This is a genomic window from Virgibacillus necropolis (assembly GCF_044793635.1).
In the GTDB taxonomy this organism is placed as follows: domain Bacteria; phylum Bacillota; class Bacilli; order Bacillales; family Amphibacillaceae; genus Virgibacillus_F; species Virgibacillus_F necropolis_A.
Genome location: NZ_CP084992.1, coordinates 790,819 through 805,343 on the forward strand (window position 1 = coordinate 790,819; position 14,525 = coordinate 805,343).

14 protein-coding genes are annotated in these 14,525 nt (G+C 36.6%); 2 read left to right on the forward strand and 12 right to left on the reverse strand.

Annotation, left to right across the window (positions count from 1 at the left end):
- The 9 genes from LG329_RS04050 to LG329_RS04090 all read right to left on the reverse strand — a co-directional run bounded on the left by LG329_RS04050 (nt 1) and on the right by LG329_RS04090 (nt 9,192).
- Entirely contained in the window at nt 1-414 is a 414-nt protein-coding gene (locus LG329_RS04050) for a YtxH domain-containing protein (RefSeq protein WP_404453677.1), read from the reverse strand.
- 25 nt (nt 415-439) lie between these two features.
- Nucleotides 440-844, reverse strand: a complete 405-nt coding sequence (locus LG329_RS04055; RefSeq protein ID WP_404453680.1) for a DUF948 domain-containing protein — start codon at nt 842-844, stop codon at nt 440-442.
- 242 nt (nt 845-1,086) lie between these two features.
- Nucleotides 1,087-2,415 (reverse strand): UDP-N-acetylmuramate--L-alanine ligase, encoded by a 1,329-nt coding sequence (murC, locus tag LG329_RS04060; RefSeq protein ID WP_404453682.1) that lies wholly within the window; start codon nt 2,413-2,415, stop codon nt 1,087-1,089.
- Between the two features lie 126 nt (nt 2,416-2,541).
- Nucleotides 2,542-3,657: a nicotinate phosphoribosyltransferase gene (locus LG329_RS04065; RefSeq protein ID WP_404453684.1), complete on the reverse strand. Its 1,116-nt coding sequence runs from the start codon at nt 3,655-3,657 to the stop codon at nt 2,542-2,544.
- 174 nt (nt 3,658-3,831) lie between these two features.
- Nucleotides 3,832-6,270, reverse strand: a complete 2,439-nt coding sequence (locus LG329_RS04070; protein WP_404453686.1) for a DNA translocase FtsK — start codon at nt 6,268-6,270, stop codon at nt 3,832-3,834.
- Between the two features lie 129 nt (nt 6,271-6,399).
- Nucleotides 6,400-7,002 carry a YtpR family tRNA-binding protein gene (gene ytpR, locus LG329_RS04075; RefSeq protein WP_404453688.1) on the reverse strand — a complete coding sequence of 201 codons (603 nt, stop codon included), beginning with the start codon at nt 7,000-7,002 and terminating at the stop codon, nt 6,400-6,402.
- Between the two features lie 15 nt (nt 7,003-7,017).
- Nucleotides 7,018-7,824: a DUF1444 domain-containing protein gene (locus LG329_RS04080; protein WP_404453691.1), complete on the reverse strand. Its 807-nt coding sequence runs from the start codon at nt 7,822-7,824 to the stop codon at nt 7,018-7,020.
- Between the two features lie 21 nt (nt 7,825-7,845).
- Nucleotides 7,846-8,163: a thioredoxin family protein gene (locus LG329_RS04085; protein ID WP_404453694.1), complete on the reverse strand. Its 318-nt coding sequence runs from the start codon at nt 8,161-8,163 to the stop codon at nt 7,846-7,848.
- Nucleotides 8,164-8,652: 489 nt separating this feature from the next.
- Nucleotides 8,653-9,192, reverse strand: a complete 540-nt coding sequence (locus LG329_RS04090; protein WP_404453695.1) for a hypothetical protein — start codon at nt 9,190-9,192, stop codon at nt 8,653-8,655.
- A 167-nt stretch (nt 9,193-9,359) separates the two neighbouring features.
- Here LG329_RS04090 and LG329_RS04095 point away from each other — a divergent pair, with 167 nt between their 5' ends.
- Nucleotides 9,360-9,800 carry a YtoQ family protein gene (locus tag LG329_RS04095; protein ID WP_404453698.1) on the forward strand — a complete coding sequence of 147 codons (441 nt, stop codon included), beginning with the start codon at nt 9,360-9,362 and terminating at the stop codon, nt 9,798-9,800.
- 16 nt (nt 9,801-9,816) lie between these two features.
- Here LG329_RS04095 and LG329_RS04100 read toward each other — a convergent pair whose 3' ends face one another.
- Together LG329_RS04100 and LG329_RS04105 are read right to left on the reverse strand one after the other, a co-directional pair.
- Nucleotides 9,817-10,341, reverse strand: a complete 525-nt coding sequence (locus LG329_RS04100; protein WP_404453701.1) for a DUF84 family protein — start codon at nt 10,339-10,341, stop codon at nt 9,817-9,819.
- A gap of 64 nt (nt 10,342-10,405) precedes the next feature.
- Nucleotides 10,406-11,473: a M42 family metallopeptidase gene (locus LG329_RS04105; protein ID WP_404453704.1), complete on the reverse strand. Its 1,068-nt coding sequence runs from the start codon at nt 11,471-11,473 to the stop codon at nt 10,406-10,408.
- Nucleotides 11,474-11,644: 171 nt separating this feature from the next.
- Between LG329_RS04105 and LG329_RS04110 the strand changes: the two genes are divergently transcribed.
- Nucleotides 11,645-11,959, forward strand: a complete 315-nt coding sequence (locus LG329_RS04110) for a PepSY domain-containing protein (protein WP_404453708.1) — start codon at nt 11,645-11,647, stop codon at nt 11,957-11,959.
- Nucleotides 11,960-12,446: 487 nt separating this feature from the next.
- Here the strand turns inward: LG329_RS04110 and LG329_RS04115 are convergent, their stop codons facing one another.
- A complete protein-coding gene (locus LG329_RS04115) occupies nt 12,447-14,267 on the reverse strand; it encodes a DNA ligase D (protein WP_404453711.1) in 1,821 nt (606 codons plus the stop codon).
- Nucleotides 14,268-14,525 lie beyond the last annotated feature (258 nt).

Here is a 14,525-nt window from a genome sequence, read left to right on the forward strand (position 1 = left end):
TTATTTCTTTTCTAGTTCTTCAGCTGCTTCTTCAATAGCTTCTGCTACTTCTTCAGCTGATTCTAAAGCCTCGTCTTCTTTATTTCTATCTTTTTGAATTTTAGTTTGAAAAGTCTTTGTTAACTCTTGCGTTTTTTGAGATAAACCTTTCGTTGAGTCAACTGCTTTGCCTTTCAACTCTGACCCCTTCACATATGCTTTATCTTTCCAATCAGAACCTTTTTCATATGCTACGTTTTTCCATTCACTAGCTCGTCCTCTAACATCGTTTGCACCCTGATTTAAATCGCCGCGTAACTCTTTTCCAGACTTTGGAGCAAATAAAAACGCAGCTGATGCTCCTACAATTCCTCCGATTAATGTCCCAATAATAAAGTCTTTACTATTGATGTTCTGATTCTCCTGATTTCCCATTTAAATTCCTCCTGCTTTTTTTCATTTATTTTTTTTTCTTTTTCCATAAGTCCATTATGGCAGATCCCCATTTTACTGCTTGTGAAGCTTTTTCCTGATCTAGATTAGATGAGTCAGCAACTTTCGCCGATATTTTTTTAAGTGATTGATTGAAATCTTTCACTGTTTCCCCAATACCTTTAACACCTTCGAAAAGTCCGTTTAATTTTGATGATTTTTGATTTACATCATCAGCTAACCGATTTGTTTTATTTAATAACGCTGTAGTTTCTGTCGTAATTCCCTGTAATTGCTTTTCCAAATCTTCTACAGTATCAGCAACATTATTTAGTGTGCGTTGAGTAGCCTTTAAGGTCTTCGCTAAATAAATTACTAAGACAGCGAATGCTATTGCAACAATAATTGCAGCAATATACAACAAATTTTCCATAGACTAGTTCATCTCCTAACTTTATGTAATTTCTACTATCGACCTTAGCTTCGTTTACTATAAGGCTGTTATTAATTAGTAATACCCTTCTTTTGTCTGTGTAAACATAACCTCATTATACTGATTGTACCACGAATAAACCGGTTCTTCCAGAATAATTAGACAGACTTGTCCAAATCTTTTCGACAAATTATGAAAATCGTAACTAAAAAGAGCCTAGGTAAGTAGACTCTTTTTATAGATTAAGCATTTTTACTTTTATTTATGGACTGATCAGATCCTATGTTTTGTTCATAGGCTTGTTGGAATTTTTGTATATCTCCCGCTCCCATGAATATCATCACACTATCATCATGCTCAGCTAAAACACTTGTGTTATCTATATCAAGTGTTTTACTATTTTCAACTATTTTCTGCAAGTCATCTATTTTAAGCTTTCCAGAATCCTCACGGGCTGACCCGAAAATATCACACAGATATGTGTGATCTGCTAGATTCAGACTATCCGCAAATTCCTGTAAGAAAGTTTTAGTACGTGTAAACGTATGTGGTTGAAAAATAGCGACAACTGATTTAGTTGGATATTTTTTTCTAGCTGAATCAATCGTTGCTGTAATTTCACGAGGATGGTGCGCATAATCATCCACTAAGACCTGATTTCCTACCTTCTTTTCTGTAAAACGACGCTTAACACCCTTAAATGTGCTTAACGCTTTAATGTTCTCTGCCTTCATACCTTCATAATGGCATATTGCAATTACGGATAGTGCATTCAATATATTATGATTTCCATGCATTGGTATCGTAAACGTATCGTAGTAATTGTTACGAACAAAAACATCAAATTCAGTACCAGATTCCGTTTCAACCATATTCTGAGCTTGAAAATCGTTTGTATTTGATAATCCATAATAGACAACAGGTACCTTTGCTTGGATTTCCTGCAGCTGTTCATCATCACCACAAGCAATTATTCCTTTTTTTACTCGATCAGCCATTGATTGAAAAGCTTCAAAGACATCGTCAATACTCGTGAAATAATCCGGATGATCAAAATCAATATTTGTCATTACTGCATAATCAGGTTCATACTCTAAAAAGTGGCGTCTGTATTCACATGCCTCAAATACAAAATACTCACTATCCACATGACCTTTACCAGTCCCATCTCCAATTAAATAGGAGATCGGATAGGTCTCTCCTAATACATGAGCGAGTAACCCAGTTGTTGAGGTTTTACCATGAGCACCTGCAATTGCTATACTGGTAAATTGTTTTAACCATTCACCTAAAAATTCATGATATCTAAAAAAAGTAAGACCGAGTTCCTTAGCCTTTCTGATCTCAGGATGATCGTCAGAAAAAGCATTCCCAGCAATAATCGTAAATTCATCTTTGATGTTGTCATCTGAAAAAGGAAGTATTGGGATGTTTTTTTCTTCTAATGCATCTTGTGTGTAAAAACGTTTTTCCACATCAGAACCTTGAACATTTTCTCCTGAATCGCTTAGGATCTGTGCGAGTGCACTCATTCCCGTTCCTTTAATACCAATAAAATGGTAAGTTGTCATAAAAAAGAACCTCCAAATAAATATATGAAAAAAACCGAGTAACTTTATAAACTTTTAATCATTCAACTATTATAGCAAAACATGAACTTTAGTTAAATAAAATGTCTTTAAAATGTCAGACAATTCCTAATTATCCTGTTTACTATATTCCACTTTCTCTAAACGTGGATTTGGCCGGTATCTTCTTCCTTCTTTTGCGGAAGGAGTACCATTAAGTAACACGTTGTCTCCTGTAAAGCCAATATTGATTTTGAGAAGGCTGGAACCAACTCCATACATGTCAACAGGTACACCCAGCTTTTCAAAATACCTTATACGCTTTTCTGTAAAGCCACCGCTTGCCATTATATTAACATGTGGGTATCCTTCTTCGTCTAATGCTTTTCGTAGTGCGAAAATAAGCTCAGGACTTACCCCTCTTGGATCAAACGTACCCATTAAATGATGGTTTCTCAGGAAATACTTATCCACTAGCGTGCGTGATGTGTCAATACGGACACCTTTTAAATCCTTCCCAAAAACCCTTGCCACCTTTAATGCATCTGTTATCACATCATTGTTATAATCAACTAATGCAACAAGATCATCCTCAGGATACACTTCATGATAAGCACGTGAAGCCGCTACTACATCCCCTCTAAACATTTGGATCATAGCATGTGGCATGGTTCCCATACCCATCTTACCCCACCATTCGTTCATGGCATGCGTAGCTTGAGCTGTTGAACCGCCAATAAATGCAGCATACCCATCCCCTGCTTGCTGGGTAAAATGGTCATCCCGATCACCCATGAAGATAACTGGCTTTTGTTTCCCTGATGTTCTTGCTGCTTTTACGACATTATATACATTCGTTGCTACTGATGTTCTTCTTGCTAACATTCCATCAATTATACCCTCTAAAAATCCAAAGTCCTGGTATGGACCTGAAACGGTTAGCACTGTTTCATAAGGGCTGATCTTATCTCCATCTTTTAAGGATTTAATTTCCAGTTTCTCAGGATTATTAGCAAACGTATGTATGAGTGCTATTGCTTCATCACTTCCACACAAAACAGCTTCCTCTTTTTGAAAAAATTGCATGGTTACATTATTATGTGGCAATTTTTTCTCGGCAATTTCTTTAGTCTTTAAAAAATAAACAGCCGAAAACCAGCCCTCGCTTATCCGATCATCAAATTTAAATGTTTTATTTGTTAATCGCTTTATTTTACCATTTAGTTTTTTTTCAATTTCTTTCATGTCTTTGTTTCCCCTTGTCAGAAAAACTCTTCATTCGCCCATCTACAATTGCGACAGAAGAAGTCCTTAGAAATTTTAAATATTCTTTCTGTGTAAAATAAATCATTTATACCTTATCATATTAAACAATTTCGGAATCTACAAGCAAAAAAGCATATAAGAGAAGTTTGATTTCTATTCCATTGCATCTAATTGCTGCGAAGAAAGTAATACTTCTCTCGGCTTACTACCATTTTGTTCGGAAATAATACCTTTCAACTCCATCGTATCCATAAGTCTTGCTGCTCGATTATAACCTATCTTAAAATGTCTTTGTAGTAATGAAGTGCTAGCTCCATTCTGTTTTATTACGAATTGAATTGCTTCAGATAGTAAATCGTCCTCGTTTTCTTCATCGACCATTACTTGTTCAAGCAACTGTTCTTGCTCAAATAAATAATTTGGGGGAGCTATTGATCGAATATGTCTTGTTACCCGCTCAATTTCTTCATCAGATACAAACGCACCTTGTAAGCGAACGCTCTTTCCAGATCCGTTTTCAACAAATAACATGTCACCTTTACCTAGTAATTTTTCAGCGCCATTTGTATCAATAATCGTTCTGGAATCGACCTGTGAAGAAACACTAAACGCAATCCTTGTTGGAATGTTTGCTTTAATCAGACCTGTGATAACATCCACAGAAGGTCGTTGTGTCGCTACTAATAAATGCATTCCACAGGCACGTGCTTTTTGAGCAATTCGACAGATGGAATCCTCTACATCCTGAGGTGCTGCCATCATTAAATCCGCTAACTCATCAATTACAATAACTAGAAATGGCATTTTTTCATCTGAACGACCTTGTTTTTTCATTTTTTGATTGAATCGTTCAACATCTCTTACACCTTCATGGACAAACTTCTCGTAACGCTCTTCCATTTCATTTACTGCCCACTTTAGAGCCATGGTTGCAGCTTTCACATCCGTAATAACCGGAGATACGAGATGTGGAATATCATTAAATGGTGCCAATTCCACCATCTTAGGATCGATTAATAAAAATTTCACATCCTCATGACTAGCTTTATACAACAGACTTATTAAAATCGTATTAATACAAACACTTTTACCTGAACCAGTAGCGCCAGCAATAAGACCATGTGGCATTTTTTGGATATTTGTAATCATTGATGTTCCTTCAATGTCTAAGCCTAATGCAACAGATAGTGGTGAATTACTTTCCTTAAAAGCAGTTGTCTCAAATATTTGCTGCAAACCTACCATTTGTGATGTTAGATTTGGAATTTCGATACCAATTGTGTTCTTTCCAGGTATTGGTGCTTCAATTCGAATATCACGAGCTGCCATATTCAACTTTAAATCATCACTCAGGTTTTTCACCTTACTTACTTTTACACCAATCTCTGGCTGCACTTCAAAACGCGTAACAGCTGGTCCTTGTGTTGCATTTACAACCTTTGCCCGCACATTAAAATGCTTTAATGTTTTTTCTAAAAGTTCTTGTTGGTCCTTTACCCAAATCTGATCCTGGTTATTCTTAGGCGTCGGGTCATTCAACAAATGATTTGGTATTTCAAATGTGTTATTGGATTGTTGAGGTTTCGTTTCCTCAGGTACTGTTTTTGTTGGTTTTGCTATAGAAACAATTTTTTCACGCATTTCTTGTTTTCGCTTATCATTAGACGACATCATCACATTAAAAGGTAGATGTCCCTGTTGTTTGGATTTACTTGTGATAGGATTTCGCTTTTTTTCTGGTTTTCGTGTTTTTGATTCGACTGGTTTAGAACTTTTTTCTATTGGGGAAGGAGCATGTTGTTGCACATTCTCTTCCCTTTTAACTTCATCTTTGATAATCGGAATTTCTCGTTCCATTTCGCTCGGTATGTTTGACTCTACCGGCTTAGAGTTTTTTTCAACTAGGGAAGCATGTTGTTGCACGTTTTCTTCCCTTTTAATTTCATCTTTCATAATCGGAGTTTCTCGCTCCGTTTCACTCGGTATGTTTGACTCTACCGGCTTAGAGCTTTTTTCAACTAGGGAAGCATGTTGTTGCACGTTCTCTTCCCTTTTGATTTCATCTTTGATAATCGGAGTTTCTCGCTCCGTTTCACTTGGTATGTTTGACTCGACTTGATTATCTACGCGATTTTCTTTTTCTATGTCCTCTGCCTGCTGTTTCCGAATATAAGCAGGAACTTTTTCCACTTCTTTATCCTTTTTAATTTGTTGAAAGCCATGAATCGGTGAAGGAACCTCCGTAGGTCGAAATGGACCTTTTTCAGGTTGCGCTTTTTCTCTCCGCTGTTTACTGGTTGAATGATTAGTTGCATTATTTTTTCGTGGCTCTTTCTTAAAACTTTCATTTTTTCGCCGCTGATAGGCAGGAGTTTCAAAAGGCTTATTCTGTTCAGATGTTTCAGACCTATCAGGTATAACAGGAAAACGAAATTCTCTTTTCGCTGGATATTGATACATGACCTTTGTATCTAACTTTTCGTTGTTTTGCAATCTACGTCCTGAATGCTTTGGTGTATCAATTTCTTCTTCTTCTTCATCAACTTCTTTATAAAAAAGGTCCACTAACTTATCTTTCCATTGGCCCCACATATCTTTCACTCATTTCTATGAAAAATCGTTATCATATCTATTCTACCAGTTTTCCACTCGTTTTTTTAGTGGTTTAACAAAAAATAAAAACAACCTATGTCATCAAAACAGTGACCTAGGTTGCTCATATTAAAAATTAAACGCTTCTCCAATTGTGTACGAGTCATCTAAAACATAGATACCTTTTTCAACTGGTGCATTTGGAAGTCCTAATTCCTTTTGTGAGCATATCATACCGTTCGATGGTACCCCACGTAATTTTGTCGGTCGGATCTTAAGACCACTCGGCATAACAGCTCCAACTTTTGCTACAACTACCTTTTGATTTACATCAACATTCGGTGCACCACAAACGATTTGTAAAGATGTATCACCAATATCCACCTGACAAACATTTAATTTATCTGCGTCTTCATGTGGTGATTTATCTTTCACATATCCAACAACAAAGGTTGGGCTCAAATCCCAATCTACCGAATCATTTAATTTATTTTCTTCAAAAATATTTTTTATCTTGTCATGCATCTCTTCTGTAAGCGCTAGTTTTCCTGTGCTTTCAAAATTAAAATGCTTGGATGCCTGAAAAATATTGTAACCAAGAATTTTTCCATTATCATCCGTAATTTTCGTTACATCTCCAAAAGATTCGTGCTTAATTTCATATCTGTCTCCATCTTCAAATGGAATAATTAATACATTGCCAATTCCTACTGGATTATAAAAGACATCCATTACGTTCATCCTTCCCTACTTTTTTTCTGGTCGATTTTTTGCAAGAATAAATACGGGATCAAGCTTCTTATCTTCATAAATAAACGACAACGATGTAATCGGTATTCTGCCTTCAGCAAAAAACTTCATCGTCATTTGTGCTAATATATCATACCCTGTTTTGTTTTGAATGTCAGCTAAAATTAATACATCTTGATGTGGCACAGCTACCGCTAGTTCCCCTTTACAATTTGCTTTCATTTCTTCCAGGAACGCTTCATTTAAAATACGACTAGCATCATAGCCATCCTGGTGCGCAACAAAATAAAAGTCATTATCTGCAACAGGATCTTTTTTCATATCTATTTTTAACGAACGAAGATTAAATGTCGCAATTTCATTTAATCGTTCAGGTGTAAAATCCTCTTTTTCAAGTAAAGTTTCATCAATCAATCGATAAGATTTCCCTAAGTCCAATGCATAGTAAATACGCGTTTCAGCTGTATGTTCTTTGCAAATCAACTTGTTTCCAGCTTTGGTTTCTGTAGGAAAGGATGTTGCACGAATTACAGGATAGATATGCTTTTCCATTCCAGTTAATTGATGATCCTCATTCATAATGCGTAATGCTTCGGTTACGTGTTCAACTAGCTCTTCAACAGCCTCATCACCGCGTTCATTATATTTTGCTACCACATTAGGTAGCGTTATGGACATTCCTTTTTTTGTTGCTTTCCATTCTACCCTAAACGTATCTTTATCACGGTTATAGGAAGTATTATAATCCGGATTTGATAAACGCTCTTCTATGATTTTTTTCATCTTCAGACTAGTCATTTTCATTGTGTTGCCTCCTTGAAGGATTTATGCCGGTAACCCTTCGATAAATTCAATAATTTCTTCTTTTGATTTACGATCTTTACTTACAAATCTTCCAACTTCCTGACCATTTTTAAATGCTAGAAAGCTTGGAATTCCAAAAATATCATTGTCTTGACATATTTCTATAAATTGATCACGATCAATTAAAACAAATTTATATGTCGGAAAAGTTTTTTCAATTTCAGGCAAGACTGGTTCAATAATTCTGCAATCCGGACACCAATCCGCAGAGAATAAAGCAATTACATTTTCTTCTTTTATCCAATTATTAAGTTGCTCTTCTGTTTTTAATGTTTCCATACGATATCAACCTCCAATACTATCATAGCTTTGTTTCCCTATTGTTTCAATTAATGAGGTTTTAAGTACAAAAGTGTAAGCGCCCGTTTATTGCCGTATGACCTGTGCCCACGCAACGTGGGTAGTTCGATGTTGCCACTCAAGTGGCGGTTTTAATCGAACCTCCTTCTTCCGTATGAGATTAGATGAACTAGACTTATCGCCAGTAATGGCGAAAGTCAAAGTGAATCTTATGCTGTGATGAAGTGAAAAGGAAACACGCCCCTTCATAGGGGTGTGCCGACGTTGGGCGCAAAGCCCGCTTTTAGTCAGCCTTCCTTCTAACAGCCGATGTTGACTTATCGTAAGGAGGTGCCGGAAGGGCACTAGGCAAAGGGCGCTGGAACTGGATGAGGCTGATTCTGTTGTTCAGTTACCCGCAGTATAGTCCGCTGAGAACAAAAAGCTATTCCATAATCACATAGATTCAGGAATAGCTTGATATTATTTTTAATCGGTATTTGCCTCTTTATTCTCGTCTGTCTCCGCAATAGAACGTGCAATTTTCATGAGATTTTTTCCGTCTTCATCCATTGATGACTTGTCCGTATACGTTGTAATCTTAACCCCGCCAATACCGACCTGTAATTCATATTTATCATCTTCGCTAGAAAGTACCCGAATATAACCAAATTTTTCTGGGTCCTCAAATGATTTGATTAATAGAGCTTCATCACGCTGTGCAGACTTATAGTTTAATTTACTAGTAGGTCCTTCTAACTTATTGTAAAAAACAATATATGTCTGATCTCCATTTTTTAGTATTACATTACTTGCTGTAGCCTCTTTAACCGATAGGTCTTCAGGAAGATAAAGTGAAAAATTTTCAAGCTTTTTATTGGTTTCTATATCTTCGCTGGAATTAAAAGTTTGTTTAGCAGCCTCTTCTGTGTCTTTTAATGCTTCCTTTTCCGATTTCAAGCTACAACCCGCCAGTAAAATAAATACCAGCACAAAAATTATTGGTTTAATACCTATTCCCTTACGCACGTTTCTTCCTCCTGATCATCTAGTACTTTTTACCCTAATATGTATCATACTATGAAATTTAATTTTGACAAAGGAATTATTTTCAAATTCCAAAATCAAACTATTTCATTTTATTAGAAAAAAGTCTTACTATATTCATGAAGGGAAAAAATATTGGAGGGGTATTGATGGAATTAACTGTTTATCTCGCAGGACAAATTCATGATGATTGGCGAGAGAATATTAAAAAGAAAGCCAAAGAAAAAAATCTCCCATTAACATTTGTAGGTCCACAAACAAATCATAGTAGATCGGATAATGTTGGCGAAGATATTTTGGGAGAACAGCCAGAAAACGTATATAAAGATGATGCCGCTTCAAGCATTAATAACTTTAGAACCGAGGTCTTATTACAAAAGTCAGATGTCGTAATTGCATTGTTTGGTGAAAAATATAAGCAATGGAATACTGCAATGGATGCTAGCGCAGCATTGACGCTTAATAAGCCTACAATCATTGTACGGCCAAGCTCCTTGATTCATCCATTAAAAGAACTTTCAAACAAAGCAAATGTTACTGTCGAAACGGTTGATCAAGCACTAGAGGTATTATCTTATTTATATGAGTAACTTAAGAAGCAGCGAGTTAGTCGCTGCTTTTTAAATTACTATCGTGCCAGTATTCCCACTGTCCTCGAAGAAGTGTGACGACATGTAAGAACATATTTTTTCTAGAAACAAGGTTATTTGTAAAGATACCAATGGCTCCCTCATTATGGCGAACACCTTGTCTTTTTGCATAGGAATCCATAATGTCACCTAATTCCACACCATTTCTTAGCGGTGTACTAATTTCCTCTGGTAAAAGAATTCTGGCACCACTAGCAGTATGAACTTGTTTTTTCAAATCAATCATTGCACCCCAGTTACATAAAAATAATTGACCATTTAATTCCATCACACCACCTTCAAGCCCAATGCCCATTGCATCTGGATGCATTGCTATACAATCTTTTGCACGATTGATTGCACCTGTTCTCGTTTCTTCATCCGAAAATGGCTGTGCAGATACCGATGATTCTGCTGAATAACTTAAGACTTGATTAGTAGGAAATACTTCTTTAACCGCCTCAATTTTTGTTTTGTTCATAGAGCCAATAATTATTTTCATCTTGATTAATCCACCTTATGTAAAAATTGCCACTACAAATATGAAGTGGCAATTTCTTTTTCTATTAGCTGTTATTACGAATTTGCTCAACCGTATTTTTATCGGTTGATTTAACTAATTTGACAATCAATTCTTTCGCTGCAGCATAGTCATCCACATGAATCATCGATGCAGACGTATGAATGTAACGGGAACAAATTCCAATCACTGCGGATGGAACCCCTTCATTTGAAACATGTACTCGTCCAGCATCTGTACCACCTTGTGAAATAAAGTATTGGTATGGAATGTCATTAGACTCTGCAGTGTCTAAGATGAAATCTTTAATTCCACGGTGTGTAATCATCGTACGGTCAAAAATACGCAATAATGCTCCCTTACCTAGTTGACCGAATTCTTTTTTATCACCTGACATGTCATTGGCAGGTGATGCATCCAGTGCGTAGAAAATATCAGGTTGAATCATATTCGCAGCAACCTGTGCACCGCGTAAACCAACTTCTTCTTGTACTGTTGCACCCGAATATAATTGGTTTGGCAATGTTTCACCTTGAAGTTCTTTTAAAAGCTCAACAGAAAGACCACAACCATAACGATTGTCCCATGCTTTAGCCAGGATTTTTTTATCGTTCGCCATTGGTGTGAATGGGCAAATTGGAACAACTGCTTGTCCCGGTTTAACTCCGATCTTTTGTGCGTCTTCTTTATCATCCGCACCAATATCTATTAGCATATTTTTCATTTCCATAGGCTTTTTACGTTGTTCTGGCGTTAGATTATGTGGAGGTATAGATCCAATGACACCAATTATCGGACCATTATCCGTCATGATTTGGACACGTTGTGCAAGCATAACCTGGTTCCACCAACCACCAAGTGTTTGAAAACGTAGCATACCATTTTCTGTAATTTTCGTAATCATAAAACCAACTTCATCCATATGACCAGCTACCATAACTTTTGGGCCGTCACCGTTTTTCACACCAAATATGCCACCAAGATTATCTTGAATGATCTCATCCGAATATTTTTCCAGTTCACCTTTCATAAATTCACGAACCAAATGTTCATTGCCAGGTGCACCCTGAAGTTCTGTAAGCGTTTTAAAAAGATCCAATGTATCTTGTTTCATATAAAATCCCCCATTCGATATACTATGTACTATCTACAGTATAACGGAAAACTTTGTTTAGTTTCCACCATGTACCACTCATGTTGTATTATTTTCTATTTATTTGGTTTTAAGTTATACTAGCTAAAAGATGATGTTTGTACTCAAATTAATGTATGAGGTGATTATAAAATGAGTGTAAAAAAAGCAGCATTAGCTGCCGGATTAGGTGTAGCAGTTGGATATTTGGCAAAACAGCAAGTCGATAATTATCAAAAAATAACACCTGAAAAAGCATTAAAACAAGCAAAAGAAACATTTAAGAAACAGGGTCCTATTAGTGGGTCATGGATTTATATGAAACCTGAAGAAGTTGAGAAAAATGGTCTCATCTATAATGCATTTCGTGGTGGTGTAACACGAAGTATTGATGGTGAAAACAAACAATATGAATTTTATGTAGATGTAGAAACAGGAGCTGTAATAGGTTCTGTCCAAACGGCATAAAAGAATTTCAATAGTAATAGTGCAAACCGCATATATGGTCTTGCACTATTTTTTATTTAGGCTGTATTCGAAAGATTGTTGCTTTCGAGAGAATAGATATATTGCGTCATAGCATACCGCTCCAGAAATACACTTCGCTTTCCGCGGGCTCGCGCTGAGCCTCCTCGCGAGCAAAAACCGCTCACTGCGGGGTCTCATCGTCTTCGCAGAAGTCTTCGTGTATTTCTTCCGCTAACATGGTGTCTGGAAGCAGTACTATATAGCCCCTTTCACTATTATGGCAGTTGATTTTCGCTGCGGACAGTTGACTCCTGCGGGAACAGCACGAGTCTGAAGACCCCGCAGCGGTGGTCTTCAGCGAGGAGGCTGAAGCCGTGCCCGCGGAAAGCAACGGTCCGCAGCGGAAATCAACCAGCTGTTACTTTGCAATATATATCAACTATGAAGATAAAATAGCAACACGAAAGGAGACTTACTAAAAGAGGCTTTATTTATTTCCTAAAAGATTAAATACACGTTCCAGATCCTGTTTCTGACCTTGTTCGAAATATCCGGTAAATGGACAACCATATGCTTGCACTCGGTCAACAACATTATTAATTGTAAATACTCCTGGAGTTAGCCCTTCTTTTACCTCATCCCAAAAAAGCGGTGTCGCGACCGTTGCCTCTTCCGTTTTCCTTGGAGAATAAGCAGTTATGATTGTCTTGTCTTTCCCATGTTGTACATAATCGAGGTATAAGGAATCATTTCGATTTTTCTTTAAGCGCTCTGTAGTAAACATAGTTGGATATTCATTTTCAATGGTCCAAGCAATTGCTTGTGTGAAGATGCCCGTCTCATCATAGGTCAAACTATCTTTAGGTATTGGAATGTGAACTTGTATTCCTTTATTTCCTGATGTTTTCACAAATGAAGTTAATTTTAAATCATCAAGTAGTTGTTTAAGTATGTTTGCTGCATGGATAGCCAGGGAAAAACGATCTCGATCAGGTGGATCTAAATCGAAAACTATTTCAGTTGGGTTTGGTCCTTTTATGGTTTGAAATGGCGTGTGATATTCTACAGCACCATGATTCGCAAACCACAAAAGCGATTCTAGGTGATCACCAATGAAAAACTCTTCATCATTAACCTGAAAGCTTTTTATAAATGACGGTGCATAGTCTGGTAGGTGTTTTTGAAAAAAAGATTGCTCAGTAACCCCATCCGGGCAACGGATAACTGTTAACAATCGGTCTTTTAAATTAGGGAGCATATACGGGGAAATTTCCCGTAAATAGATAAGTAATTCCGCTTTTGTTACACCTTCTTTGGGCCAAAAAATCTTATTTGTATTGCTGGGTTCGATAGTAACCGGAGTCATCGCCATATCCATTTTCATCTTGTCCATCGTACATTCTGGTGCAGTAGTGTTTACTAATAGCTGATTGATAGAAGGTTCGCGAATTTCACCTTTAATTAAATCCAACGTATTTATCTCAGCACAAATTGCAGGTGGAAGAGCATATCCACCATCACGTTTATCACCTTTGGATACAAATAACTGTTTTACTGTTTCAAGGTCATTACTGTCAACACCATGTTTACATTTTCCTATTTCTACTAACTGTTCATTATCGTAAACATTAACTGTAAAGTAATCATTTGTCGTATCTAAAAAAGTAAGTATACCAGTTGCTTTACGCCAGTTTTTCACCTTGAGCCAATCATTATGTTGTTTACCTGAGTTATAAGGACTTTTATCCCGTTTAGCAATTATCCCTTCACCCTTATAATTAAAAACTTGTTCCAATAAGTAATTGGCATTTTTATATGAAGTAATCAAACATAAACGGTTTAATCGTGTAATAGTTGAATCAAACTTTCCCAGACTAAAACACGTAATAAGAAGTTCTTTACGCTCCTTAAATGTTTTTTTTATCAATGAGGTACCGTATTGTTCTAGTAGATCAAATGCCAAAAAAGATGCAGGTCTTTCCTTGGCAGCTTTTTCAATGGTTTCTTTTTTATTTAACCGTCCGCGTTTTTGAATCGCCATAAAGTTCGCTTGGTAGCCGTTGTTTACAATCGTTAATTCACCATCGAGCTTTAAAGGTAGTAGTTTTTTTATTTCTTTTTGATTAGCTAAGCAAAATTCAACAATCTCAGGGAATTTATCTGTTAAATCTATATCTTTTCTACTCACTAATCGGATATTGTCTTCATTCCAATGCAACACACAACGAAACCCATCGTACTTAACTTCAAAAACCCAATCATCACCAGTAGGAATTTGTTCACTACTGATAGGCTGCATTAACTTCATCTAAAGTTGCCCCCTTTTACTAATTAAAGTGGCTCATTCTGCGGAAAATAAACTAGGATAAAAAAAGTTAATGGCGGCAAAATAGAACAAAAGCGCAAGCGCCTGTTTAGCGACGTATGGATTGTGCCCACGCAACGTGGCGGTTTTAATCGAACCTCCTTCTTACTTTTTAAGATAAAGGAAACACGGTGAGCGTAAGCAATTAAGGACGTTCGACTATGTCGAACTGTTATCGTAAGGAGGTAAAGGAAATCCACT